We start from the raw sequence: 25,900 nt of genomic DNA on the forward strand, positions 1-25,900 counted from the left end.
ATACTGCTATCGCAAATGCTTTTTTCATTTTATTAAATTAAATTGTTTTTAAAAATTTGGCAGGAACTCCGCCTACAACTGTATTATCAGGAACGTTTTTAGAAACTACGGCTCCAGTTGCAACAACTGCATTTTCTCCAATTGTTACGCCTGGTAAAATGGTAGCGTTGGCGCCAATCCACGCATTTTTTTTGATGAGGATGGGTTTACCAATCAGTCCTTTTCTTTCCTTAGGATTTAATGGATGACTTTCGGTAATGAGGCTTACTTTCGGACCAATTAAAACGTCGTCTTCAATTGTAATTCCGCCCAATGCCAAAAAGGTACAGTCAAAATTGACGAATACGTTTTTACCTATGGAAATATGTTTTCCTGAATTGATATAAATCGGGGTAAATACAGCAACATTGTGAACTTCTTTATTTAAAATCCTACTTAGTATCTGCGTAATATCTTCAGGATTTGAAGAACTGTTCATCTGATTAAGTAATGCTTTAACAGCGAATGCTTCCTCTCTCAATCTGCCCATTTGCGGATCGTTAGGAAGTATCGTTTCTCCAGCTAAAAGCCTGTCAAAAATATCTTTTTGAAATGGTGTAGAATCGGAAATAGGTTTTGTATCTGACATATTATTTGAATTAAATAAGCAGATACAAAGGTAAGACCACCTTTAAGCAAGGCGGTAACAATTATCAATCCAAAGATTAAGAAATTCAAACTTCCGCTAAACGAAATGCTGTTGGATTGGTTCCTGTATTTTTTTTAAAGAAATTATTGAAGTAAGTTGGATAATCAAACCCAAGTGCATAACCAATTTCAGAAACACTCCAGTCGGTATGCGGCAAAAGTGCTTTTGCTTCTGTAATTATACGCTCGGTAATATGAGTCGTTGTCGATTTTCCCGTAACTTCTTTGATGGCTCGATTTAGGTAATTGACATGCACATTCAGATGTTGTGCGTAATGTTGTGCTGTTTTTAATTGAAGCGGATTAGAAGTCGTTTCAATAGGAAATTGTCTTTCGAGTAATTCCAAAAATACAGATGACAATCTAGAAGATGCATTTTTGTTTTGTTCAAAATTTTCAGAAGGTTCCATCTTTAAGGATTCGTGGATAATGAGACTGATGTAATTGCGAATCAGCTCATCTTTAAAAACATAATCACTTTCCTGTTCCGAAATCATTTTATGAAAGATCGTATTAAGAAAAATTCTCTGCTCTTCTGTAATTTTCAAAACGGGTGTTCCGCCAATTTTAAAAAAGAAGATTGTCGCAGACTTTCTGAACGTTCGGAGTTTTTAAAAAACTCTTCTGAAAACAAAATAGTATACCCAATATAAGTCGTAGAAATTGTTTCCCATGAATACGGAATGTGCGGATTTCCAAAAAACAGAATCGTACCTTCCTGTTCATAAGTTTTGTCAGAATAATGAATTTTGCTTTTACCAGTAGTCAGGCAGATTTTATAAAATTCTTTTCTACTGTAGGTTCTGGTTTCCGCACCATCATCTTCTATTTGGAATGCTTTAAACCCCTGCAGTTTCAGCTCGTTATTAAACTTGGAAACTTCTCTTATTATCTTCTCTATCATTTTACAAAGTTAAGAAAATCAAACCTAATCAAAATTTTCTATTTTAATTTTAATCAAATTATTTTATTCTCGTTCTCGCCATTTTATATTAGACAATCTAAAAAAGCTTTGAAATCAAAATTAGATTACAAAGCTTTTTATAAAGATAAATATTAAGAAACGGGTCTCGATTCGATAATAAGGAAATGAGCCACTCGGTCTTTGATCAACCATTTTCCATTTTGAAACACATAACTGTCATCGTATTTTACACTGTAATCAGTCAAAATATCTTTTCCTTCAACATCTCTGATCATTTTGATTTGAGTAAAAGAAACTCCCGTAGCGGTTTCGCTGTCGATCTTTACAGTATCGTTGCCCATTTAATGTAAAATAGGTTTTAACCAGAGAAGCATGATGGTTGAAATCTTTTTCCATACTTTCTCTTCCAGAAACATCGGCCACCAACGCGCCACCCATGTAGACTTTATATTTAACATCTGGTGTGAATAGGTTCATTACGTCAGCGATTTTTTTGTCATCACTTAAATAGGCATAATCGTCAATAAGGTTTCTTAAATCTTCTTTTGTTCTTAAAATTTCTAGCGTCATAATTTTGTTGTTTAATTAAAATTGAAAAATTATTTTCTGTATTTATTACGAGTCAAAATTATATTATATTTGCTTACATTTTATTAGTAATTACCTAAAGGTTAGCAGGTAACAAACAGCATAGTTATGAATGAAACACAAGAAAACCAAGTAGATAACAAAGCATTTACAGATGAATGTCATAAAGTTTTAATGGCAGTTTCAGATGCTTTATATGCGATTGGCGGTAAATGGAAACTAATGATTATAATTGCGATGGCAAGAGGAAATAAACGATTTACCGAAATTCAAAGGCAGGTTACTGGAATCTCTGCAAGAGTTCTTTCCAGCGAATTAAAAGAACTGGAAATGAATGGTTTTATCATCAAAAAAGTAGAAAATGGCTATCCTGTAAGTATAGAGTACGAACTGCTTCCTTATAGTCATACCCTTGAAGAAGTTGTTGGAGCAATGACCAAATGGGGAATGCGAGCATCGAGAAAAAAATTAAAAGCGAATCGTCTTCTGGAAAACTAAAAAATGATAAAAAGTCAAAGTAGATATCTGCAATAAACCATTATGCAGAAACCACCATATTAATTAAAACTAGTCTTAATTTGACTTCTACCTTAGCTGAACTTTTTATTTCAACTAAACTGCTAAATCAGTCGCATAGTACTCTTTAAATACAAAATAAAAACTATTGTATTAACCTTCAAAGATTATAAAAAAACTACAACGTTTAACATAAGTTTAAAATCATAACGATCCTGCCCTCCACTTTTTTTTCGTAAATTGCTTCTTAATGAAGCATTAACATAAAAGCATTAAATTATGAAAGCAGTACGCTATTTTGGACATAAAGACGTAAGAGTTGTTAACGATTTAGAAAAACCAGTTCCTAAAGGAGATGAAGTTCTGTTAAAGATTGGAGGAGCGGGAGTCTGCCATTCTGATCTTCATATTATTGATGAAGGAACTGTTGGAGATCTTGTATTTACCCTTGGCCATGAAAACGCTGGATGGATTGAAGCTGTTGGTGAAACTGTAAAAGATTATAAAAAAGGTGACGCTGTACTGGTTTATGGACCGTGGGGATGTGGACATTGTAAACCATGCCAGCAGTCGAAAGAAAATTATTGTGATCATCAAAGTGAACTAGGTTATGGCGGAGGACTTGGTTTGAATGGTGGTATGGCGGAATACATGCTTGTTCCATCTTCTAGATTATTAGTGCCAATTTATGACCTGGATCCAGTAGTTGTTGCCCCATTAACTGATGCGGCGCTGACCCCCTATTCTGCAATTAAGAGATCACTGCCTAAACTTATGGCTGATGAATATGTGGTTGTTATTGGAGTCGGCGGCCTTGGTCATGTTGCTATACAGATTTTAAGAGAAATATCGGGTGTCGCAATAATCGCATGCGACGTTACGGAAGATAAATTAGAGTTTGCCAAAGAACTGGGTGCGACCCATACAGTTAATTCTAAAGACGCAGATGCGGCAGAACAAATTTTAAAAATTACCGGAATCAAAAAAGCTAAAGTAATTTTAGATTTTGTGGGAGCAACTTCTACAATTGAACTGGGAACTAAAGTTGTAGGTATGGATGGAGATTTAACAATAGTGGGCTTAGGCGGCGGATATTACCAATACAGTATGAACGGACTGCCTTTTGGTGTTACAATGACCAATCCATATTGGGGATCTCGTACGGAACTTATGGAAGTTGTAGGACTGGCTAGACAGGAAAAAATCCATATTGAAATTGAAAAGTTTGACTTAGAGCAGGCTAACGAAGTTTACGACAAAATGCGCCAAGGAAAAATAAAAGGACGTGCAGTATTGATTCCGTAATTTCAAAATTAAAATCATATTCTAATATTCACTACCCGAATACTAAATGGCGTCAACTGAAAACAGTTGGCGCCATTTTTTTATAATTAAATGATTTTCTTTACTCCAGGAATTAGTAAAATAAGTGATCCAAGTACAAAACTGCCAACTACTATTAAAGGGGCCACAGCTAAAAGTTTTACGGCAGGATCTATAGTCCAGTTTCTTAACGCTACAGTGAAAACAACAATTACCAACGGATGAAAAATGTAAACGGCAAAACTACAACGGGATGCATTAGTAAGTAATTTAGACGAATTGTTCCAGCTTCTTTTTGCTTTAATTAAGATCGTTATTAATATTGAAAGTCCAATCCACTGTTCCCAGATGGCATATAATAATGCTTCCCAATGAAAACCGCCAGAAAACCAAGACGAAGGAGTTTTAAGTGTAAATTTGATTATAATGAATACAGAGAAAAACAATAAAGAGACTAATGCTGATATTTTAAATTGTCTTCCCATTTTATCAGAAAACTGTTCAAACCAATTGTTTTTTGCCGCTATTAATCCAACAACAAACAAAGCTATGTACTGCGGAAAGTGACCCAGCTGAAAACCGACTGGATCAAGAACCCAGCCCACAGGAAATTGGATTCTGACCAAAAAACTTAAAATTCCCAATGCCAAAATAAATAAGAATATCGTTTTTGAATTTGGTGTTTTTAAAGAGTTGTTAAAACGAACCTTAAAGATTCTTTTGACCGCGACATATACCAAAACAAATAATAGTAATGCGGCAACAAACCACGTAACTCCAAGATCAATCCAGCTGTCATATAAACTTAGATAATGAAAATAGTTGATATGATGCCCTTTTGCAAAATAATAGACAATGTACGAAATGAATGGGGAAAGAATAAACGAGTTAAAAAGTATTGGAACTCCTAATCTGAGAAGTCGATCTTTAATGAACTTAGAAGTTCCTTTACGGGAATACGAAGAACCGGTAAAATAAGTCGCCAGCATAAAGAAATACCCCATGAAAAAAGATTGATTAATACTTACAAACAATGTCATCGGAATTCGTGCTTTGCAATGATACTGGTTTGTTCCGTATAATACCATCCGTCAGAAGAACTGTAAGCAATAAAAGTGTGGTGAAGTACAACTAATATGGTCAATAGAACTTTAATATTGTCTATGTATAGTAACTTATTTGAAGAAGAAACATTGGTAGTTGCGGCAATAGGCTGCTGTTGACATAATAAATTGATTTAGCGTTATTGATGGCAAACATACAACAGGAAAATACAGGCACAGTAAGGCTTGTTACTGGCAACAAGCTTTTGTGACGAGCAACAAGCTTAAGCGATATATTTATTACGGAGCTCCTGATAATAGCTATTAAAACTATCAATTTGTTTTCTGGAAACGGGTATTTTTATACTGGTTTCATTAAAGGATAATAAGTAGCCTTGAGAATTTCCAGATACTTTTTCAACTTTAAACATATTGACTAAATAGGTTCTATGACATCTAAAAAAGTGCGGATAATTGGTTACCTGAGTTTCAAATTGAGTTAAAGAAATTCTTTTTACTTCTGTACTAATTTGGCGTACCATCAAATTTAGTTAACTCGATATAATTACCATCTGCTTTTGCAAAAAGTAATTGATCTATATCTAAACTGAAGTCATCTTGCTTTACCTGTGTACTTATAAAAAGATTAGGTTTAAAAATTGTTTTTTCTGGCTCAACTGCCAGCGGAATAAATTGAAGAACAAATGGAGATCCTTTTTTTGCTTCAAAATAGAAACTAGATAATCTCAGAAAAAAATAGAAAAAAATACCCGCAACAAGACAATTTCTAATTTCTTCAAACAAATAATTCCATGACCAGTTGTTGGGATTGTTATAGAGTAAATCCCGTATCAAGAAACTTCCTGTGCCAATTAACACTAATAGTACTCCTATCTGAATATATTCTTGCAGTAAAGTCCATTTAGTTTGATTTCTCGTTTTTCTGAAATAATTCAATATCCTGAAATACACAAATAAAATAAGTGCCGGAACTAAAGCATGAAAAAAGCAAATGAACAAATAATGCATCTTGAGTTCTGGATCGTAGACTCCAAATGGTTTAAACAATAACAGAAATATTAGAATGATAAAAAACACAATAACAGAGCTTTTGATAAGATTTTGAGACTGATATCGATCTGGATATGCAAGTTCCTTTCTTAAATGTTCTGTATTGATGTAAAATGTCATATGCTTTTTTGGGTTTAAAAATACAAAAAATAGCATGGCTTGCTTTTTTTGTTGAAATAGAAAAATCTCTTTCTATAAACTTTAGGTCATTTTTCTAATTTGGAAGCAATAAAATATATTCCTCCTGACAGAAAAAAGCTAAAAAAGAAGACATTCTATTATTTTTATCATCTTTTAATTAAAAGTCACTTACTTTTAGGTAACTGCTTTTAGCTCTATTTCTTAAGCGATTTCAATTTTAAACTTTAGGATTCACTACTCCTAATTTGGAAACAAAAAACAATAATACTTAGTCTAAAATTACCCATTAATTACTATGAATAAACACTTTAACAACTAAAAAAAGATATATTTTCTAACTCAGTTCTTTATTTTAAAGTATGTCAAATTATAAAAATTGAATTTATCAAAATAACAAATCGCGTTCATAAAAAAGACATAATCGGGAAGCAGAAAATTGTTATTTAAAAAATCTTATTTGGATTTAATCTAAATAGATATAAATTTGCGGTCTAAAAATAAATAACCGCCATGAAGTTTACATTCTCATTATTGTCGCTTGCCGTTTTTAATATTGGCTTGGCTCAGAATGCCAAAATTACCGGAAAAATTGTTTCCGAAAATAACGAAGCTGTTTCCTATGCTTCGGTTTCCATAAAAAGTCTTAAAAAAAATACAGTTTCTGATGACAAAGGAAATTTTGAAATCAGTAACCTTGCCGCTGGAAGCTATACCGTTTATTTCTCGGCAATGGGATTTACTGTTGAACAAAAAAACATCGAACTAAATGAAAATGAAAGTCTTGATCTCTCTGTAGTTTTAAAAGAAAACATCAATACTTTACAAACAGTTGAAATTACAGGACGTAAAGAGAAATCGTATCGAAATACAAAATCGTTTATAGGAGCAAAAACAGAAATTGCTCTGAAAGATTTACCACAGGCAGTATCTTATGCTACCAAAGAGTTAATCGCAGATCAGGGTTCTATCCGCGTAGGCGAAGTGGTAAAAAACTTCAGCGGGGTAAGTCAGTTTACTTTTTATGATGATATTTCGATTAGAGGTTTTAGAATAAACGGAGGAAGTAACACACAGTCGCTTAACGGAATGCGAACTTCTACAGGTTTCTGGAAACAGTCGCTTGCCAATTATCTGGAGCGTGTTGAAGTTTTAAAAGGGCCTTCTTCTGCTTTGTTTGGAAACGCTTCTCCTGGAGGAGTTATAAACAGAGTTACCAAAAAACCTTTGGATCAGGCGGCTAACAGCGTGAGTTTTTCTACCGGAAGTTTTAATACTTTAAGAGCTTTGGCCGATTTTACAGGACCATTGACTGAAGATAAATCGCTTTTATACCGATTGAATTTAGGTTATGAAAATGCGAATTCTTTTAGAGATTTACAATTTGATAAAAATATTGTCCTTGCTCCTTCCCTTTCCTTTCTTCCAAATGACAAAACCAGTGTGAATTTTGATTTAATTTATACAAGTTCAAAAAGTATACTGGATCGTGGACAATCGACGTATGAAAATAATTTATACTCTACCAAAACATCCAACTCTTTAAACTCTACAAATGATTATTTAAATGAAGAAACTTACATTGTAACGACTTCCTTAAATCATCAGTTTTCAGATCGTTTATCATTTTCTGGATCTTATATCCGAACAGGTTATACAGAAGATCTTTTAGAGCATCGCGGTGCTAATAAATATGCCTCTGCGGGCGATGGAACTACGATTCCAACTTCTATTGAAATGCAGGTTTTTATGCGTAAACGTAAACGCTATATTGATAATCTTTCGACCTTTTTTAAATACGAAGCCAAAACTGGAGCTTTAGACCATAACCTGATTTTGGGTTACGATTATGCGCAAGAGCAAGTGCCAGCGGGAGGTTCGCAACTGCAGGCGACAGGATATAGAAATGCTCGCCAATACTGGATCAATTGCAACTTACAACCCTGCTAATAAAGCTAATTATTTATTGGATGCCAAAGGAAATCCGGTACCAAACGTAGCGCATTTTGACTTGACCAATCCGTCTGGATCACAACAGTTAAAAGACATGAGTAAGTATTTTTATGCGGCTCGCCCTTTTGATCCTACTTTTTATTCATTGTACGGAGTTTACCTTCAGGATCATATTAAATTTGGTGCATTTCAGGCTTTAATTGGAGTGCGTTACGACGAATACACGGATAAGGAAAACTATAAAAAAGTCGCAGAAAACAAAGTAAAACAACACTCGTTTTTACCGCGTTTTGGACTTACTTATACGCTAAATCCAAATATTAACTTATACGGAACTTATGTAAAAGGATACAATCCGCAGACGGCTTCTTCTTTATCAAATCCAAATGCTGGAGGGCCTTTCGATCCGTTAGAAAGCAATATGATTGAGTTTGGAGGAAAATCTTCATGGTTTAAAGAGAAACTTTTTGTAACCGTTGCGGTTTTCAAAATTCAGCAGAAAAACACTTTATATCCGGCAAACGATATAACAAATCCTGATTTAATGCGTGCGATAGGTGAAGAAGAATCTAAAGGTATCGAAATTGATTTGAACGGAAATATCACAAGAAACTGGAGTATCTCTGTCGCTTATTCATATAACGAAGCCGCAATTTCTGATAGTCCAATCGAATCTGAAATTGGAAGACAAAAACCAAACACGCCTCGTCAGCAGGGAAATTTATGGACACGTTATAATTTTACAGACGGAGCGTTAAAAGATTTTGGTCTTGGTTTTGGAACTAATTTTGCCACTACGCGTACATTAAGCCAAACAGACACTCAGACAATTCCAGGTTACACTTTATTTAATGTCTGCATTGTATTACAACATCAATAAATTTAAAATTCAGGTAAATGCTAATAACATATTAAACAAAACCTATTGGGTTGGTGGTTATGATTTTATTCGTTTGTTCCCAGGTGCGCCTTCAAACTGGCTTTTAACTCTTGGTTACTCGTTTTAAAAAGCTTTAATTATATTTGGAAATATTTTTCCGCATCCTTTTACATGAACAAAACATTTAAAAAAAACATTGGTTTTTTACATTTATGGCTCGGACTTTCGTCCGGGCTTATTGTATTTATAGTAGCTCTAACTGGAAGCATTTTAGTTTTTGAAAAAGAAATTGATGCTTTCATAAATCCTGAATTTTATAAAGTTTCGACTGTCGGAACAAAAAAAATACCTGTAGATTTTTACGTTAATGCCATTCAGAAAAAATATAAAATAACGGAATTAGATCGCATTCAAACTTATCACGATCCGGAAAGAAGTGTAATTATTTCTGGAACCGACGCCGACAAAAAGGATCAGATTTTCTCTATCGATCCATATACTGGAAAAGTATTAGCGTCAGTTCCTGAAAAAAGCAGGTTTTTCTCTGTTGTACTTGATTTGCACAGGCATTTAATTTTAGGAGAAGTTGGCAAATTTATTACCGGCTGTAGTTGTCTTATTTTTGCTTTTATGCTCATTTCGGGTCTTATTTTATGGTGGCCGAAAAAAATAAAAAACCTTAAGCAAAGATTAACCGTAAAATGGAGTGCTTCTTTTAAAAGAGTTAATTGGGATTTTCATTCGAATTTTGGTTTCTACAGCTTTTTATTTCTTCTAACAATATCGCTGACAGGACTAACATGGTCTTTTAAATGGTTTGAAAGCGGGATTTATTTATTGGCAGATGGAACCACCAAAAAGCCTTCGGCAAAAGTAGAAAATCCGACAAAAGTCGATCCTAAACTTGAGAAAACGTTCTTTTATCAAAACATATTTTCAAAAACAGACAGTATATATACCTATAAAGGAGATACGCAAATCAGAATTCCTTCAGACACTATAAACAGTATAATGGTCATTAAACTCAATCTTGAAAAATCGATTCCGAATATTTCAAGTTTGGCGTATTTTGATAAATATACAGGCGACCTTTTAAAAACAAAACCTTACGAATCTTTTAGTAATGGCGATAATTTGCGACGTCTTATTTATCCTATTCATACAGGAAGTATTTATGGTTATCCAACAAAAATTATAGCTTTTTTGGTATGCCTTTTGCAGCGACACTGCCTATTACGGGATTGTTGATCTGGCTGGGAAGGAAGAAGAAAAAGTAAAAAGGTTTTTACCGCAACGAGCGCAAAGGTTTTTCGCAAAGTTCGCAAGGTTTTCTATTAATCACGCAAAGTCGCGAAGTCGCAAAGATAATGCACTTTGCGCCTTAGCGACTTTGCGTGAAATAAGTTAGCAAAGCTTATAAAAACTTGGCGACTTTGCGTGAAATAAATTAACAAAGCTTACGCAAACTTCGCGACTTTGCGGTAAAAAAATCACAAAATTTTAGTAGTAACTCAGAGAAGAATTTGCTCTTTTTTGGAAGTAAAGATAACTAGTCGTAGTACCTGTATCTCGTAAACGTATCTGAGAATTAGTAAACTCAAATAACTTCCAATTAAAATTCAATTTTCCAAGTAATTGAGATGTGAAATTCAGTTTCAATTCTCCAACACCATATTGAATGGTACTTTCCCACTGCCCTGTCTCTGTAACTGTCCCATTGGTGGCCACGACTGTTTTGTCACTTTTAAAAACAAATGAATAGCCGCTGTAATTTGAAGTCTTTACAGAACCATCAAAAAAATAAGGAATTTCCCAAGAGCCGTTTGTAATGGTTTGTACAAAATCAAGTGTTACAATGTTATTTTCGGGACAGTAATCAATAGCATATTTAATAGCATTTTCGAACTCCAAATTATTTGTAATCGCCTTTGTCTGCCCATTGTAATCTGCAATAGCAATTGGATATTTTAAAGAAATATACTGACTGTCATTTAAATTTTTAATAAAATTAAAAAATGCCTGATCGCTTATTATAGTTTGAGAACTTCCAATTTGGCTGGCGCTGTTATAGATATTAATCGTTATAGGATAATTGATATTTAAGCCGTTAATTTTAGATAAAAGATCTGGATACGAATTCCAATAATCGATTAAAGAATCAAAATCTGCCTGATTGGGAATAAATTTTTCGATGTAATTATAGTATACCATCGTTACAGGAAAATCTATTTTTACAATATCATCGTCATAAGTACTGGCGTTAATATTATCGATTACTTTTTGATAATCTGAGGTAGTATTTACTGCAATCTGCTCGTTATTTACAGTAATGGTATACGGAAGTTTTATGGTACAATAACTAGATCCGTCGATCATATTATCCTGTACGGTTTTAACCATCGCAACCCTTTGCAGATAAGTGGTAAGCGGCGAAACACTGGTAATTGTTCCTTGCGCATTATCGTTCTGCTCATATGTTTCGCTTTGGCAGGAAAACAGTAAGAACATTAAAACTGCGATTGATAAATATTTTTTCAAAAGGAACATATTTATATTTTTACAAAGGTAATAATTTAAAGAAAAGTTTTTTTACTAAATTAACAGCAAGGCTTACAGTATCTTCTTCAATACTAAATTATCAAAAGCCAATAGCATTTTAATCTTCTATAAAACAATCAGCTTTGCTTTTACCCTACTTAAATTAAAAACAAATACTTTTGCGTCGTACAAATTGAAAATCTAAATGCCATCTAAAAACGAATCTAATACTTGCGATGAAATCATTTTTTCATCTTTCTTCAAAAGTCATATAAAAGCACTTCGGAACTTTCTTTTTTACAAATTTGGCAAGCATAGACCAAGCAGAAGATGTCGCTCAGGAAGCTTTTGTAAAACTTTGGCAGAACTGCGCTTCGGTACCACTAGAAAAAGCAAAATCATACATTTACACCATTGCAAATAACAGCAGTCTTAATGCAATTGCGCACCAAAAAGTGGTTTTGAGGTATGAAAAAAACTTTACCGGTTTAGATAAAACAAATGAAAGTCCGGAATATCTTTTGGAAGAAAAACAATTTCAGTCCAAACTTTTGAAAGCCATCGAAAACTTAAACGAAAAACAACGCACCGCTTTCTTAATGCATCGAATAGACGGTAAAAAGTACAGTGAAATTGCTTTAGAGTTAAACATCAGCGTGAAAGCGGTCGAAAAACGCATTCATTTGGCTTTGTTAAGCTTACGCAAAGAAATTGATTTATAAAAGTAGGGTAAATTTAGTTCTAATTGTTTTAATTAAATAATACGATAAAATGAAAAAAAATCGCTTATTAGCAAAATGGCTCAATGATGATTTATCTCCGGATGAATTAGCGGCATTTGAGGCGGATCCCGATTTTGAAAAATATAAAAAGATTAAAGAGTATACGAATCATTTAGAAGTAAATGATTTCGATGAAAATGCAATGCTTTCTACCATTTTGAGCCAGAAAAAAACGACTCCAAAAGTAGTTCCTTTATACAAAAAAATGATGTTTAAAGTACTTGCAATATTTGTTTTAGCGCTTGGAATTACCTTTGTAATGAATTTTTTCATACCCGAATCACAAACAGCAGATTTTGGAGAAAAAACTACTTTTTCGTTACCCGATAATTCGGAAGTAGTACTAAACTCAGGTTCTGAAATCAATTATAAAAAATGGAACTGGGACAACAACAGACATTTGAAACTTAAAGGAGAAGCATATTTTAAAGTCGCTAAAGGTCAAAAATTTGAAGTAGAAACGCGTCTTGGAAAAGTAACCGTTTTAGGAACTCAATTTAATGTTAAAGTCAGAAAAAACAGGTTTGATGTGGTGTGTTATGAAGGTCGAGTAAAAGTAAATTATGTCGCAACTCAAATTCTATTAACTCACGGACAAAGCGTAAGTTTTGAAAATGGAAAAGAAATTAAAATAACGGTGAATTCCTTGAAGCCGGAATGGATGAACAATCAAATATGTTTTTATAAAGAAAACATTAGAAGTCTTTTAGACGAAATTGAAAGACAATACAATATTAAAATTCAATTAAATACAAAAGATTCTATTTCTCTATTTACTGGAAAATTACCAGCAAAAGACTTAGATACAGCCTTGCAGATTATTAGTACAACCTATCATTTAGAGGCCAAAAAAGCCTCTGGAAATAAAATAATTTTTGACGAAAAATAAATGTCGCGCCCCAGACAATTTCATTTTTTGTTTTTCTTTTCTTTCTTGTCCTCAATCTTTTTGGTCAGGACAAAGGAAAAGCTGTGTCTTTTAAAAAAATAATAATTGATATTGAAAAACAGCATGGGGTTAGTTTTAATTATACCGAGGATAATATTGCAGATCTGGAATTAAATCCTCCGAAAAAGTCGCTTTCACTAGATCAGAAACTGGAATATCTTTCTAGAAAAACCAATTTATCTTTTGAAAATATTGGAAACAAATTCATCAATATTTATAAAAAAGAGCGTGAACAAAGAATAATCTGCGGTTATGTTTTCTCTGCTTTGGATAAAAAACCCATAGAAAATGTGAATATCAGCTTACTTAACAAAACTCAATTTACAACCGATTCAGAAGGTTATTTTGAGTTTCCTAAAGAAGACAGAAATACTTTTATAATTAGTCACGTTGGTTTTGTTTCTAAAAGAATTACAGCAGGAAGTTTAGGTTCCAAAAATTGCCTTCAGATTGTTTTAGAGCCTGAAATTACAGAACTTCATGAGATTAAAACTAATGCTATTTTAGCTTCTGGGATTTCAAAAAATGCTGATGGATCTATTCAAATTAAACCCAAAAAATTTGGTATTCTGCCCGGGCTTATTGAGCCGGATGCTTTACAAACTATGCAGCAAATTCCAGGCGTAAACAGTCTGGACGAAAGTGTATCGAGCATCAATGTACGCGGCTGGCACGCACGATCAAAATTTGTTTTTGTGGAATGGAATACGAATGTTTCAAACGGGACATTTTTTTGGTTTAATATCTGTTTTTAACCCAAATCTGGCACACACGATTTCTATTTACAAAAATGGCAGTTCTGCTTTTTATGGAGAAAGCGTTTCCAGTGTTGTAGCGATTTGTTCTAATCCTGAAACAGCAGAAAAAAATGCTTTTAGCGCGGGAATCAATATGATTAATGCTGATGTTTATGCAAAGTACAATCTTTCGAAAAAAAGTTATATCGAAATTTCGTCACGTAAGTCGATTACAGATTTTGTAGAAACTCCTACTTACAAGGAATATTTCGACAAAATATTTCAAAACACCACGATTACTGACTTTTCTCAAAATCAAAATATAGATTATAAGAGTGATAAAAAATTTGGTTTCTATGATGCTACGCTGAAGTACGCGCAAAAAATAGGCTCAAAAGATCAGTTAATTTTAGATTTGATTACCATAAAAGATAATCTGGAAGTTTTTCAAAGTGCGACTGTTTACGACATCAATAAATCTGAAAACAATGTTTTGCGCCAGCAGAATTACGGTGGAAATTTATTATGGAAAAGAAACTGGAACAACTTCAACACTACGAAAATTAATATTTACAATTCTTCTTATGAACTTTTGGCGAACCAAAAAACAACTCTTGCAGACCAAGTTGTAATTCAGGAAAATACCGTTAACAATAATGGAGTTAATTTAGAGAACAATCATATTATTAACTCTAAATTCAGCTTAAACGATGGTTATCAGTTTAATGAAATTGGTATTACTAATCTGGAGCAGGTAGTTAATCCAGATTTCTATCGTAAAGTTAAAGACGTTTTGAGAACTCATGCTTTTATTGTTGAAGGAAAATACAACGACACGATTTCCAAAATCTATTTTAAAGCGGGAACGCGAATTAATTATATTGAAAAATTTAAAAAATACATTGTAGAACCGCGCTTGCAATTTAGCTACGGCATTAATAAAAATCTAAATTTAGAGTTGCTCGGCGAGATGAAAAGTCAGAATTCACAACAAATAATTGATTTACAAAAAGATTATTTCGGTATTGAAAAAAGGCGCTGGATTATCTCCAATAATACTACAATCCCTATTCAGAGAAGCAGGCAGTTATCTTTAAATTTATTTTACAAAAAAAATGACTGGCTTCTGGATATCGAAAATTTCTACAAAAAAGTAAGCGGTATTACAACTTCCAGTCAGGGTTTTCAGAACCAGTTGGAGTTTGTGAGAACAACGGGGGACTATGAAATTTGGGGAGCAGAAATGCTGGTTCAGAAAAAAATGAATCACTTTCTAACTTGGTTGAGCTATACGTATAACCATAATAATTATCATTTTGCTAATTATGAATACCCAACTTTTCCCAATAATTTTCAATTAATGCATACGGTTTCTTGGGCAGGAATTTACGAGAAAAACAATTTTAAAATTGCTTTGGGAACAAAATGGTCTTCGGGCAGACCCAAAACATCTCCCGATCTTTCTCAATTTAATCCATCAGATCCTGTTTTGTTATACAATAAACCAAACAGTACCAACTTGCATATCTTTTCGCAGGTTAACATTTCCTCTACTTATAAGTGGGAAACTGCAGATGGAATTCAATACAAAATAGGAATTTCTATTTTAAATATCTTAAATAGGAAAAACGAAATCAGCGAATATTATAGAATAAGTTCCCTAACAAATTCTATAGAAGAAGTTGAAACATTCGCCTTACAAAGAACTCCAAATGTGAGTTTTAGAGTTTCTCTTTAACACCATTTCTACAAGAGTTTTAAGAACTCTTATTCTTCTTTTTTATTTTTTTTCAAAAAACATCAATTCTTTGGTAGGGTAATCTGCACCAAGGCTGTTTCATTTATAGAATCATAATTTGATCGAACAGCTTTTGACATGAAAACTCTAGAAAATTCAACAAACAATACATCGGCGATAAGCACCGCGTCAGAATACAAATCTGAAATCGTACCTATCATGGATGCTCTATATATTATAAACGGAAAATGGAGAATTCCGATCACTTTAGTATTGATGGAAGGCAATAAAAGGTTTTCTGAAATTCAAAAAGAAGTACACAAAATTACTTCAAAAGTTTTAGCTCATGAATTAAAGGAAATGGAGCTAAACGGATTTGTTGAAAAAAAACCAAATGCCCAAAGTCAAGCCAAGACGGAATACCAATTAACAGACTACAGCTTCTCGCTTGAACCCATTTTAAAATCGTTACGGGATTTTGGTATTCTGCACAGGAATAAAATGCGTAATGAAATCTCTTCATCAAAATAAAGCAATTATTAATTAAAAAACTGACCCCACAAACCATCATATGAAAAGAAAAAAAACAGCAATTATTACAGCGATACTATTGATAGCAGTTTCAGCCGGTATCTATTTTTATTACGGATTTCTATTTAAAGAAGCCCGTAATATAGAATCAGAGGCGCCAGATTATGAAATAACAGCGGTAAAACTCCTTGATGATTACAACTCAAATCCTAAAAAAGCAGATTCCTTATACCTCAACAAAACTATTGAAATTACCGGCGTAGTTACCAAACAAACAGATTCTGTAAATACCGTTGAGGGTAACGTTTTTTGTCTCTTCAATCAAAAAATAAAAGCCGAGCTGGTCAATACAAAAGTAACGGTTAAAGGAAAATGTATTGGCTATGATGAATTATTTCAGGAAGTCAAATTAGATCAGTGCACATTAATAAACAAACAAATCAAATAATCAATTTATGAAGAAATTTTTAGTTCCAATCTGCCTTTTTCTGGCGACCATGGCATACTCGCAAGATGATTTACTGAATAGTCTTGATTCTACTCAGGTAGAAGAAAATTATTCCAGTGCAACTTTCAAAGCTTTACAGCTCGTGACGCCGCAGACTACCAAAATGCCTGCAAAAAAAGAATTCTATTTTGTGGTTTCACACCGATTTGGAACTGTTAAAGATGGTTTTGACAGTTTTTTTGGTCTTGACAATGCGACTACAAAGTTAGGCGGAATTTATGGGGTTACAGACTGGTTATCAGTAAGTCTGTCGAGACATACGTTGAATAAAATGTACGAAACCGGACTTAAATATAGGTTGACAAGACAAGGCGATAATTTTCCTTTGGACATTGTTGGATACAGCGTTGCTGATATCAATACTTTTTTAGAAAAAGAACAATATCCAGGTTTAGAATTTAAGCATCGTATGATCTACGTACAGCAATTGCTGATCTCTAGAAAAGTTAGTGAAAAGCTGTCAGTAGAATTAGTTCCATCATTTATACACAAAAACCTTTATAATCCTGATATCGAAAGAGATAATCAGTTTTCTTTTGGCGGAGGCGGACGTTATAAAATCACTAAAAGATTATCTGTGAATTTAGAATATATGCACAATTTTGACAAACCAGACTTTTATAAAAATCCACTTTCCGTAGGTCTTGATGTAGAAACAGGCGGACACGTTTTTCAATTAATATTTACCAACTCACAATCGATGAGTGAAAGCGGTTACCTCACAAATGCGAGCGGGGACTGGGGCAAAGGAGATTTCTTCTTCGGATTTAACTTATACCGAGTATTTTAATAACTATAAACAACTGATCATGAAAAAAACAATCGTACTTACAATCTTATTGGTCGCCTTTGCAAGCTGTAGTGATTCTGATACTGTTCAAGATATCGAAGCACCAACAAACCCAACGACACCGACAAACCCAACGAATCCAACAGATCCGACAACTCCTACGACTCCAACTACTTCAATTACTTATACTAAAGATGTAAAATCAATTATTGATGCCAATTGTATCAGCTGTCATCAAAGCGGAAGATCTCGTTGCTTTCAGACCTTTGGTTACTTATGCCCAAGTAAAAGCGACTGTTGAAAGTGCTGGTTTATTAGGCCGAATTCAATTGCAAAGCGGTCAGCAGGGACTTATGCCTCAAGGAGGAAGAATGTCTCAGGCTAATATTGACTTGGTTGTAAAATGGAATACTGACGGACTAAAAGAAAATTAAATATCATGAAAAAATCATTCATTAATTTCTTTACAGTCGCTGTCAATTATTATTGTAACACAAAACGTAACTGCGCAAAAATTAATTACAAAAACAGGAAATATAAAATTTCAGGCTACTGTGCCTTCTTATGAAGAAATCGCCGCAGAAAACAAATCGGTATCGGCAGTTTTGGAACAGTCAACAGGTGATTTCGCTTCTTTGGTTCTCATAAAAGGTTTCCGCTTTAAAGTCGCTTTAATGGAAGAGCATTTTAACGAAAATTACATGGAATCTGAAAAGTTTTCAAAAGCCACTTTAAAAGGAAAAATAGAGGATTTTGATATTTCTAAAATCACAAACGCGCCTAAAAATTTTACTTTAAAAGGAGATCTTACTATTCACGGAAAAACAAAACCGATAACTGTAATCATGAAAATTTCGAAAGCAACAAACGGACTTAATACAATTGGTTCTTTTGAAGTAAAACCAGAAGATTTTGACATCGAAATACCAAGTCTTGTTAGAAAGAAAATCGCTGATAAAATAAAAATCAACTACAATTTTTTATTAGTTAAATAAAAGTCTTTTGATTTGGAAGATCATTAAACATGACTATGTTCTGGGGTCGGTTTTGTATTAAGCCGGCCTCTTTTTTTAACTTCAATTCAAACAAAATGATCTGCAAAAATTATGTTGTTACCGGAGAAGATGTGAATGATTTTATGGTTATGGAAAGCGATTCATACATTTCATATACCGTTCGATTATTCTATCATTTTTTATTTCGAAACGGATTTTCAAAAGAGAAACTCCATATCTTAAATCTCGATTTACACGAAGGAAATCATGTATTTGTCTGCTATAAAGACCTCATGTTTACGGAACACTTTTTTGTTGAACTCAAACATTGTTATATAGCGGATAAAATCAATATTAAAAGTAGTTTTTTCAACTCCAAAAACGAATGCTGTGCGGAAGTAACCAAAGAAATAGAATGGTTTGACTCTCGAAAAGGAGAAGTTATTGGAGCGCCAAAACAAATTCTAAAGCATTTTAGCCAAAATAGGGCAATATAATTATTTGCTGTTTTATTGAAATTTTGAACAAGTAAAACAGCATAATCTGATCCTTTTCTAAGTTATAAATCTAAAAAACTAAAAAAGAGCTGTTGGCAAAACAGCTCTTTTAGGTTTTTCAAGTGTAATGTACAAGCTTACTAATTCATATACTTCAAAATAAAAATCAATGAAAAACCATTTTTATTGTTATTGAGCATTAGTACTCTGAGTTTTCGATTTCATAATTACTTCAACCGTTTTTGGTTTGGCAAAAAACTGTTTGGCAAAAGCTTTTATATCTGCAGGAGTAATTTCGTTTAGGGTTTTCTTGTAAATCGTATCATCTTTAAATTCTTCATTATTTAAAAACATACTATTTAAATTAGCCAGCCAAAAACCATTGCTTAAAACTTTTTCGGCCCTTGATTTTAAAACTGTATTTTTTACAGATTGAACGTCTTCTTCTTTTACCTCTTTTTCTTGCATTAATTCAATTTGTTCGTAAACAATTTTGGTCAGCTTTTCTTCTTTTTCAGGATCAGCATCAAAATTAATGGTCATCGAATATTCATCAGAAGGAAGTCTGCTCACGACTGAAGAAACATTTACACCATAGCTTCCGCCCTCTTCTTCACGAATCAAATCCAAGTATTTTTTAGATAACAATTCAGATAAAATATGCGGCGTAAATACATTTTTATAGGTATACGGAAACTCTTTTAAAAATCGGATGTAAACGCTCGCCTTTGGCACATTCATTTCACGAATTAATACTTGTTTCGAAATTCCATCAGCAGGATTGATATGATTGTCTACGAAATTTTCCGTTTTACTGTTGTCAGATGAAATGCTACCAATATATTTTTCAAGCGAGAAAAGCGTATTTTCAGGAAGATTTCCGGTGAAAACAAAAGTAAAATCGGTCGCATTTTTAATTCTGTTTTTATAGATTTCTGATGCTTTTTCGAAACTCAACTGCTTGATAAATGCTTCATTAAAAAGCGGTACCCTTTTATTGCGATTTGAATTTAAAAGCGAAATAGTATCCTGAAACACTTTCGGATTTGTATTTGCGAGATTTTCTAAAGAATTGCTAAAACTGGTCAGCATTCTTGCATATGAATCTTTATCAAATCTTGGATTTTCAAAATACAAATAAAGCAATTGCAGACAAAGTTTCTATATCTTTTTGATTGCTCGAACCTTTAAAACCTTCCGTCAATTCTGTTATGTATGGTTTCAGGCTTACAATTTTTCCATTTAGTTTATCCTGTAAGTCAGTACTTTTAAAATTACCTAATCCGGAACTTTCTACTAAACCGACCGCAATTTGTGAAGATGGAATATCTTCTGTTTTAAGTATAGAACTTCCTCCTTTACTAAATGCAGAAAACAAGATTTCATCTTTTGCTAAAGTGGTTGGATACAAAATAATTTTGGCGCCGTTACTTAAAACATACCCTTTTGCACCGGCAATTCCCTCAACATTAAACTCCTTAGATACTTTAGAACCTTTTAGTTCTGCTGTAATCAAAGGCTGATCTGTATCTGTCTCTTTGTATTTTTCCAAAGGCATTTTTTTTACCGATGCCATAATGCTTAGATACTCTTCTTTTGACGGATAAATAACATCACTTTTATCTGGACCCGTAACTGTTAAAACAATATTATCAGTGGTCTGCAGTTTTTTTACAGCCTCATTTATTTCAGAAAGTGTAATCGAAGCCAGACGTTTTTTAATGTTTTCATATTGCGTTTCAATGCTTTCAAACGGAACCGCTTTCAAGAAATAATTAACTAGTTCTTCTGCAAATTCATCGCTGTTGATTTTGTCTTTATTCTGAAGTAAATCTTCATAATAACTTAAAATTCCTTCTTTATTTCGGTCTAATTCTTTTTGTGTAAAACCATAACGAACAGCTCTTTCGGTTTCGATCATTAATTCTTTAAACCCAGCTGTTGTTTTATTGTTTTTCGGAACCACATATAAGCTGTATGAATTGCTTAATCTCGACACTTCTGAAGCTCCTCCGGCCATTTTCAAAACCGATGTTTCGTTATTCTGAATAAATTCCTGATAACGCCTGTTCATCATATCTGTACATAGATTATCTACCAAATCTTTTCTGATGTTTGCTGTGTTTTTAACTTTATCAAAATCTTTTTTATAGTAAAGAACTATTGCTGTTTCCTGCGCTTCTTTATCTTTTGCTAAAACATATTCGATTCCTTTATTTTTCGGAATCGAAACATAATAACGTTCAGCAGGATTTTTTGGCATTTCTATAGAAGAAAAAATATCTATAATTTTTTGCTCTACTTGTTTTACATCAATATCTCCAACTACAATAACAGATTGTAAATCTGGGCGGTACCATTTTTTATAATAATCTCTAAGAACTTTATATTCAAAATTATTGATGATATTTAAATCGCCAATTACATCACGTTTTGCATATTTAGAACCTTTAAACAGGGTTTTATCGGTTTCTAAACGAAGTCTGAAATCTGAGTCTCTTCTTGTTCTCCACTCTTCTCTGATCACACCGCGTTCTGCATCAATTTCTGCTTCTTTTAAAGAAAGAAAACCAGACCAGTCGTGCAGGGCTAAAAGACAGGAATCTACTAATTTATCATCAGTAGAAGGTACATTACTCAAGTTATAAACCGTTTGATCCTGCGCCGTATAAGCATTAATATCAGCACCAAAACGAACTCCTTTTTTCTCCAGCATATCGATAATTCCTTTTCCTTCAAAGTTCTGAGTTCCGTTAAAAGCCATGTGCTCCAGGAAATGTGCTAATCCGTTTTGATCGTCGTTTTCCAGAATGGCTCCCACATTTTGAGCAAAATAGAAACTGACACGATCTTTTGGCCATTCATTATGAAGCACATAATATTTCATTCCGTTTTTTAAAGTTCCCGAAGCCACCTCTTTACTAAGCGGAATCGTGGTCGAAAACTGCGCGTTGCTTTTAATCCCAAAACATAAAAGTATGAGGAATAGATATTGTGTTTGAAATAATTTCATTTGATATTTTTTATTTTTTTTTCCATCATTTTGTCAATCCTGACGAAGGAAGGATCACACTAGAAACTCCGTATAGTGTATCACTAATCTTTGTCGAGTTATGTGTGCGATTTCTCCTTCGTCGAAATTGACAAGCTGTACTTTACTATCAGCTTTTTTAAAACTATTTCTTAAAGTTCCCAACACCTTCTTTCAACCAATTGGTATAAAATGGAATATCAGGATTATAAGCTGTAGGCTGATTTAAGTTTTCGCCTTTATGATCGATTAAAACGTAGTACGGCTGGGCATTTGTTTTGTATTTCAGGATTTGAAATTCACTCCATTTCTGACCGATATATTTTAATTTTTTTCCAGTAATTTTTGAGATAATCTGCTCCTTTTCTTCCAGTGGTCTTTTGTCATCTACATATAATGAAATTACGATTACATCATTTTTTAATTGTGATAAAACCTGCGGATCAGGCCAGACGCGTTCTTCCATTTTACGGCAGTTTACACAGGCAAATCCGGTAAAATCAAGCATTACGGGTTTGTTAACTTTTTTAGCATAAGCCAATCCTAAATCATAATCTCTGAAAACCGTAATTCCGTTTGGACCTTCTTCTGCACCTTCAGGCAGAATTGTTGCGACTGTATTTGACGATGCCGACATTCCGATTCCGTTTGGCGATTCGCTGTATTGTTTTGGAGGAGGAAATCCGCTGATCCATTGCGGCGGTGCGCCCCATAATCCCGGAATTAAATAAATGGTAAAAGCGAGAACTACAATTCCGAAACTCAATCTTCCTACAGAAAGATGTGTTACAGGCGAGTCATGCAAAAGCTGGATTTTTCCAAATAAATAAAAGGTTAAGGCTGTAAAAATGGCTATCCAAATTGCTAAAAAGGTTTCTCTTTCTAATAAATGCAATTGCAAAACCAAATCGGCATTGGATAAAAATTTAAAAGCCAAAGCCAATTCTAAAAATCCTAAAACTACTTTTACCGAATTTAACCAGCCTCCCGATTTTGGAAGTGAATTCATCCATCCTGGAAAAGCGGCAAAAAGTGTAAACGGTAAAGCGATTGCCAATGAAAAACCAAACATTCCGATAACAGGTGCTAACCCGCCCTGACTAGCCGACTGAACTAATAATGTTCCCACAATTGGCCCCGTACATGAAAAGGATACAATAGCAAGCGCCAAAGCCATAAAAAAGATGCCGATTATACCGCTTTTTTGCGAGTTATTATCGACTTTAGTAAGCCATGAACTTGGTAAAACAATTTCGAATGCTCCTAAAAATGATATGGCAAAAACAACTAATAATAAAAAGAATATTAAATTGAATACCACATTTGTAGCCAGTGCATTCAAGGCATCGGCACCAAAAATAGTGGTTACCAATGTTCCTAAAGCCACATAAATAATAATGATGAAAACGCCATATACTAAAGCATTTCTAATTCCGGTCGCTTTATTTTTACTTTGTTTGGTAAAAAAACTAACCGTCATTGGGATCATTGGAAAAACACAAGGTGTTAACAAAGCGACTAATCCTCCTAAAAAGCTTAATAAAAAAATACTCCAGATATTTTCTCCCTTTGCTGTATTTTCATTTTTTTGAAGCGATACAACCTCTTTTTTTATTTCTGTTTTCACAGGAACTTCTGTCGTAATTGTATCTTCTTTAATAGGAACAATGGTATCTGTTTGAACCGTTTCTGCCACTTTTACTTCTTCTTTCGCAAGCACCTTTCGGAATCTCAAAAACAAATTCTCTTTCGGTTGGCGGTAAACAGCTTTGATCATTGCAGACCATAAATTCTATAGTTGCTTTAACCTTAAAAGCATCGTTATTTTTTCTTTCTATTTTTTGTGTAAAAACAGCTTTTGTTTCAAAAAGTTTGATGCGCATATTAAAAATCGGATCATCAATTTCGTGTCCGTTTGGCTCAACAACGCCTCCTTTTGCTGTATAATTTTTAGATTTCGCAAATACAAAACTGGTTGGCATTGGTCCGTTTGCGGGAACTTTTTGCGAATACATGTGCCAGCCTTTGTCTATTTGCGCTGTAATGCTTAATTCATAACTAGCGTTATCAACTTCTTTTACAGATGTTTTAAACGATACGGGGTCGTAAATCTGGGCAGTAAGATTATGCATCGCAAAGAAAATTGCGATAAAAAGAATTAATTTTTTCATGGTAAAGAAAATTGATTTTTTTTTAGATTTCAGATTGCTTAACGTTTTGTCACCCTTAGTGATCCCGAAGCTTCGAGATCGCTAAGGGTGACAAACTATTACTTTTTATAACGAACTAAAATCCACTTCGAAATATCATCGAGAACCTCTGGTGCAAAAACCTCATCTAATTCTTTGACTTCTTTTTGCGTACAAGTTGTACAATGCTGATACATATGATTTAAGCCCGGATAAATTTTCGTCGTAAGATCTTTTGTTCCGAGGTATTTCTTAAATGAATTTACATTTTCTACAGCCGGAACCTGAATATCTTTATCTCCATTTGCTATAAATACCGGAATCGTAATTTTTGGCAGATAATTTTCTGGATTGTAATGAATGGTGTAACGGTACCATTTTCTGTCAGCATCTTTTCCATATCGATACAAGAAATCCTTATCACGTCCGTCCAACATATGAATTTCTTTCAGAATTGTAGAGTCTTCTTCTTGCATCCATTCTTTCAATTTTATTTCCATTGCAGGTTTTGCAGATTCACTATCTTTTGTATCATACACTACTTTAAACATGATGTTGTACATTTCCATCTGCTTTGCCACTACTTTATCTGTAAAATTATAGCTTTTTAAAATCGATGTATTTTGAAGGTTCAGCATTTCTAAACCGCTAACTCCTACTCCAGATAAACTGATCATGAATTTTACATCTTTATTTCTAGAACTTACAATAGAGGCAATCATGCCGCCTTCGCTGTGACCGATTAAACCAATGTAAGATGCATCTATGTTTTTGTCACTTTTTAAATACGCTATTTCTTCTTCGATATCATTTGCAAAATCTCCAGTTGTAGCGTTTTCAAAATCCCCGGTTGTTTTACCAAATCCGCGGTCGTCTACACGAAGAGAGGCGATTCCGTTACGCGCCAGATAATCGGCCAAAACGGTAAAAGATTCTCTTCCCATGAACGTATAGTTGCGGTCATGCTGTCCGGTTCCAGAAATTAAAATAGCCAGCGGATATTTCTTTTTCCCTTGCGGAAGTGTCAATGTTCCTCCGTAAGTAAGTTTTGTGGTTTTACCCAAAAAAGTCATATCAATCACTTGATACGGATACGGTTTCTGCGGATGCTTGCGCAAAAAACAAAGGCTGTATACTGTTTTGTTTCTTTAATACAATTGATGCATTTGGAATCGAGTAATTATTAAAAACTCCTGTAACTTCAGTTTTATCTGCATTGTATTTTCCTTTAAAAGTATACCCATACATGTCATTTTTAAAAGAAACACTATCAGCGGCAACTTTTAAAGCAACTTTGCATTCTGAACCTAATTCGGGAATACTAAAGGACAGCGAATCTTTTTTGGTATCGAAATCTCCAGATACAATAATTCTGTAGGACTGGTATTGTCCCTGCCAGATGGTTTGCGAAAAACCAATCTGACAGCACAATAGTAAAATACTGAGATATAAAAAATTAACAATTTTCATTTTTTTTAACCTTTAACTAAA

Annotated in this window: 31 protein-coding genes and 1 pseudogene; 17 read left to right on the forward strand and 15 right to left on the reverse strand. The window is 33.6% G+C overall.

Annotated features, from left to right (window positions below; genetic code table 11):
* Nucleotides 1-37: 37 nt before the first annotated feature.
* The 5 genes from ACZZ95_RS24075 to ACZZ95_RS24095 form a co-directional block, all read right to left on the reverse strand.
* On the reverse strand, nucleotides 38-628 hold the full coding sequence (locus ACZZ95_RS24075) for a sugar O-acetyltransferase (protein ID WP_463471017.1): 591 nt from the start codon (nucleotides 626-628) through the stop codon (nucleotides 38-40).
* 85 nt (nucleotides 629-713) lie between these two features.
* Complete coding sequence (locus ACZZ95_RS24080) at nucleotides 714-1,235, reverse strand: helix-turn-helix domain-containing protein (protein WP_463471018.1); 522 nt, start codon at nucleotides 1,233-1,235, stop codon at nucleotides 714-716.
* A complete protein-coding gene (locus tag ACZZ95_RS24085) occupies nucleotides 1,232-1,591 on the reverse strand; it encodes a hypothetical protein (RefSeq protein ID WP_463471019.1) in 360 nt (119 codons plus the stop codon). The genes ACZZ95_RS24080 and ACZZ95_RS24085 overlap by 4 nt, the downstream gene beginning before the upstream one ends.
* 152 nt (nucleotides 1,592-1,743) lie before the next feature.
* A complete protein-coding gene (locus tag ACZZ95_RS24090) occupies nucleotides 1,744-1,953 on the reverse strand; it encodes a nuclear transport factor 2 family protein (protein ID WP_463471020.1) in 210 nt (69 codons plus the stop codon).
* A complete protein-coding gene (locus ACZZ95_RS24095) occupies nucleotides 1,871-2,182 on the reverse strand; it encodes a nuclear transport factor 2 family protein (RefSeq protein ID WP_463471021.1) in 312 nt (103 codons plus the stop codon). The genes ACZZ95_RS24090 and ACZZ95_RS24095 overlap by 83 nt, the downstream gene beginning before the upstream one ends.
* Before the next feature lie 126 nt (nucleotides 2,183-2,308).
* On the opposite strand from ACZZ95_RS24095, the gene ACZZ95_RS24100 reads away from it, so the two are divergent.
* The gene (locus ACZZ95_RS24100) at nucleotides 2,309-2,698 is read left to right on the forward strand and encodes a winged helix-turn-helix transcriptional regulator (RefSeq protein ID WP_463471022.1); all 390 of its coding nucleotides are present in this window, start codon (nucleotides 2,309-2,311) and stop codon (nucleotides 2,696-2,698) included.
* 297 nt (nucleotides 2,699-2,995) lie between these two features.
* Nucleotides 2,996-4,021, forward strand: a complete 1,026-nt coding sequence (locus ACZZ95_RS24105; RefSeq protein ID WP_463471023.1) for an NAD(P)-dependent alcohol dehydrogenase — start codon at nucleotides 2,996-2,998, stop codon at nucleotides 4,019-4,021.
* An 86-nt stretch (nucleotides 4,022-4,107) separates the two neighbouring features.
* On the opposite strand, the gene ACZZ95_RS24110 is transcribed toward ACZZ95_RS24105, so the two are convergent.
* From ACZZ95_RS24110 to ACZZ95_RS24120, 3 genes are all read right to left on the reverse strand, one after another.
* Entirely contained in the window at nucleotides 4,108-5,127 is a 1,020-nt protein-coding gene (locus tag ACZZ95_RS24110; protein WP_463471024.1) for an acyltransferase family protein, read from the reverse strand.
* 239 nt (nucleotides 5,128-5,366) lie between these two features.
* Nucleotides 5,367-5,624, reverse strand: a complete 258-nt coding sequence (locus ACZZ95_RS24115; protein WP_463471025.1) for a LytTR family transcriptional regulator DNA-binding domain-containing protein — start codon at nucleotides 5,622-5,624, stop codon at nucleotides 5,367-5,369.
* A complete protein-coding gene (locus ACZZ95_RS24120) occupies nucleotides 5,608-6,309 on the reverse strand; it encodes a hypothetical protein (protein ID WP_463471026.1) in 702 nt (233 codons plus the stop codon). Before ACZZ95_RS24120 ends, ACZZ95_RS24115 begins: the two co-directional genes overlap by 17 nt.
* A 495-nt stretch (nucleotides 6,310-6,804) precedes the next feature.
* Between ACZZ95_RS24120 and ACZZ95_RS24125 the strand changes: the two genes are divergently transcribed.
* Genes ACZZ95_RS24125 through ACZZ95_RS24140 form a run of 4 tightly spaced genes read left to right on the forward strand, consistent with a single transcriptional unit; the run spans nucleotide 6,805 to nucleotide 10,372 of the window.
* Nucleotides 6,805-8,241: a carboxypeptidase-like regulatory domain-containing protein gene (locus ACZZ95_RS24125; protein WP_463471027.1), complete on the forward strand. Its 1,437-nt coding sequence runs from the start codon at nucleotides 6,805-6,807 to the stop codon at nucleotides 8,239-8,241.
* Entirely contained in the window at nucleotides 8,198-9,124 is a 927-nt protein-coding gene (locus ACZZ95_RS24130; RefSeq protein ID WP_463471028.1) for a TonB-dependent siderophore receptor, read from the forward strand. The genes ACZZ95_RS24125 and ACZZ95_RS24130 overlap by 44 nt, the downstream gene beginning before the upstream one ends.
* Nucleotides 9,096-9,251 carry a hypothetical protein gene (locus tag ACZZ95_RS24135; protein WP_463471029.1) on the forward strand — a complete coding sequence of 52 codons (156 nt, stop codon included), beginning with the start codon at nucleotides 9,096-9,098 and terminating at the stop codon, nucleotides 9,249-9,251. Before ACZZ95_RS24130 ends, ACZZ95_RS24135 begins: the two co-directional genes overlap by 29 nt.
* A 44-nt stretch (nucleotides 9,252-9,295) precedes the next feature.
* Nucleotides 9,296-10,372: a PepSY-associated TM helix domain-containing protein gene (locus ACZZ95_RS24140; protein WP_463471030.1), complete on the forward strand. Its 1,077-nt coding sequence runs from the start codon at nucleotides 9,296-9,298 to the stop codon at nucleotides 10,370-10,372.
* Nucleotides 10,373-10,624: 252 nt separating this feature from the next.
* Here ACZZ95_RS24140 and ACZZ95_RS24145 read toward each other — a convergent pair whose 3' ends face one another.
* Nucleotides 10,625-11,671, reverse strand: a complete 1,047-nt coding sequence (locus tag ACZZ95_RS24145) for a hypothetical protein (RefSeq protein WP_463471031.1) — start codon at nucleotides 11,669-11,671, stop codon at nucleotides 10,625-10,627.
* Nucleotides 11,672-11,867: 196 nt separating this feature from the next.
* On the opposite strand from ACZZ95_RS24145, the pseudogene ACZZ95_RS24150 reads away from it, so the two are divergent.
* The 11 genes and pseudogenes from ACZZ95_RS24150 (at nucleotide 11,868) to ACZZ95_RS24200 (ending at nucleotide 19,189) form a co-directional block, all read left to right on the forward strand.
* Nucleotides 11,868-12,384, forward strand: a pseudogene (locus ACZZ95_RS24150) (RNA polymerase sigma factor).
* Nucleotides 12,385-12,433: 49 nt separating this feature from the next.
* Nucleotides 12,434-13,333 carry a FecR family protein gene (locus tag ACZZ95_RS24155; protein WP_463471032.1) on the forward strand — a complete coding sequence of 300 codons (900 nt, stop codon included), beginning with the start codon at nucleotides 12,434-12,436 and terminating at the stop codon, nucleotides 13,331-13,333.
* 83 nt (nucleotides 13,334-13,416) lie between these two features.
* Nucleotides 13,417-14,148 carry a carboxypeptidase-like regulatory domain-containing protein gene (locus ACZZ95_RS24160; RefSeq protein WP_463471033.1) on the forward strand — a complete coding sequence of 244 codons (732 nt, stop codon included), beginning with the start codon at nucleotides 13,417-13,419 and terminating at the stop codon, nucleotides 14,146-14,148.
* On the forward strand, nucleotides 14,087-15,868 hold the full coding sequence (locus ACZZ95_RS24165) for a TonB-dependent receptor (protein ID WP_463471034.1): 1,782 nt from the start codon (nucleotides 14,087-14,089) through the stop codon (nucleotides 15,866-15,868). Before ACZZ95_RS24160 ends, ACZZ95_RS24165 begins: the two co-directional genes overlap by 62 nt.
* A 138-nt stretch (nucleotides 15,869-16,006) precedes the next feature.
* Entirely contained in the window at nucleotides 16,007-16,399 is a 393-nt protein-coding gene (locus ACZZ95_RS24170) for a winged helix-turn-helix transcriptional regulator (RefSeq protein ID WP_463471035.1), read from the forward strand.
* 40 nt (nucleotides 16,400-16,439) lie between these two features.
* Nucleotides 16,440-16,847, forward strand: a complete 408-nt coding sequence (locus ACZZ95_RS24175) for an OB-fold protein (protein ID WP_095954255.1) — start codon at nucleotides 16,440-16,442, stop codon at nucleotides 16,845-16,847.
* 7 nt (nucleotides 16,848-16,854) lie between these two features.
* Nucleotides 16,855-17,697 carry a DUF5777 family beta-barrel protein gene (locus tag ACZZ95_RS24180; RefSeq protein WP_463471036.1) on the forward strand — a complete coding sequence of 281 codons (843 nt, stop codon included), beginning with the start codon at nucleotides 16,855-16,857 and terminating at the stop codon, nucleotides 17,695-17,697.
* A 19-nt stretch (nucleotides 17,698-17,716) separates the two neighbouring features.
* Nucleotides 17,717-17,998 (forward strand): hypothetical protein, encoded by a 282-nt coding sequence (locus ACZZ95_RS24185; RefSeq protein WP_463471037.1) that lies wholly within the window; start codon nucleotides 17,717-17,719, stop codon nucleotides 17,996-17,998.
* On the forward strand, nucleotides 17,964-18,131 hold the full coding sequence (locus tag ACZZ95_RS24190) for a hypothetical protein (protein ID WP_463471038.1): 168 nt from the start codon (nucleotides 17,964-17,966) through the stop codon (nucleotides 18,129-18,131). The genes ACZZ95_RS24185 and ACZZ95_RS24190 overlap by 35 nt, the downstream gene beginning before the upstream one ends.
* Before the next feature lie 120 nt (nucleotides 18,132-18,251).
* Nucleotides 18,252-18,692: a YceI family protein gene (locus tag ACZZ95_RS24195; protein ID WP_463471039.1), complete on the forward strand. Its 441-nt coding sequence runs from the start codon at nucleotides 18,252-18,254 to the stop codon at nucleotides 18,690-18,692.
* A 95-nt stretch (nucleotides 18,693-18,787) separates the two neighbouring features.
* A complete protein-coding gene (locus ACZZ95_RS24200; RefSeq protein ID WP_463471040.1) occupies nucleotides 18,788-19,189 on the forward strand; it encodes a hypothetical protein in 402 nt (133 codons plus the stop codon).
* Between the two features lie 189 nt (nucleotides 19,190-19,378).
* Here ACZZ95_RS24200 and ACZZ95_RS24205 read toward each other — a convergent pair whose 3' ends face one another.
* The 6 genes from ACZZ95_RS24205 to ACZZ95_RS24230 all read right to left on the reverse strand — a co-directional run bounded on the left by ACZZ95_RS24205 (nucleotide 19,379) and on the right by ACZZ95_RS24230 (nucleotide 25,879).
* On the reverse strand, nucleotides 19,379-20,335 hold the full coding sequence (locus tag ACZZ95_RS24205; RefSeq protein WP_463471041.1) for a M16 family metallopeptidase: 957 nt from the start codon (nucleotides 20,333-20,335) through the stop codon (nucleotides 19,379-19,381).
* Nucleotides 20,316-22,202, reverse strand: a complete 1,887-nt coding sequence (locus ACZZ95_RS24210; protein WP_463471042.1) for a M16 family metallopeptidase — start codon at nucleotides 22,200-22,202, stop codon at nucleotides 20,316-20,318. Before ACZZ95_RS24210 ends, ACZZ95_RS24205 begins: the two co-directional genes overlap by 20 nt.
* 163 nt (nucleotides 22,203-22,365) lie before the next feature.
* Nucleotides 22,366-23,940: a protein-disulfide reductase DsbD family protein gene (locus ACZZ95_RS24215; protein ID WP_463471043.1), complete on the reverse strand. Its 1,575-nt coding sequence runs from the start codon at nucleotides 23,938-23,940 to the stop codon at nucleotides 22,366-22,368.
* The gene (locus tag ACZZ95_RS24220) at nucleotides 23,876-24,391 is read right to left on the reverse strand and encodes a protein-disulfide reductase DsbD N-terminal domain-containing protein (protein ID WP_463471044.1); all 516 of its coding nucleotides are present in this window, start codon (nucleotides 24,389-24,391) and stop codon (nucleotides 23,876-23,878) included. Before ACZZ95_RS24220 ends, ACZZ95_RS24215 begins: the two co-directional genes overlap by 65 nt.
* 98 nt (nucleotides 24,392-24,489) lie before the next feature.
* Entirely contained in the window at nucleotides 24,490-25,482 is a 993-nt protein-coding gene (locus ACZZ95_RS24225) for an alpha/beta hydrolase family protein (protein ID WP_463471045.1), read from the reverse strand.
* 1 nt (nucleotide 25,483) lies between these two features.
* Nucleotides 25,484-25,879 (reverse strand): hypothetical protein, encoded by a 396-nt coding sequence (locus ACZZ95_RS24230; protein ID WP_463471046.1) that lies wholly within the window; start codon nucleotides 25,877-25,879, stop codon nucleotides 25,484-25,486.
* Nucleotides 25,880-25,900 lie beyond the last annotated feature (21 nt).

It is taken from the genome of Flavobacterium sp. AC267, assembly GCF_979258715.1.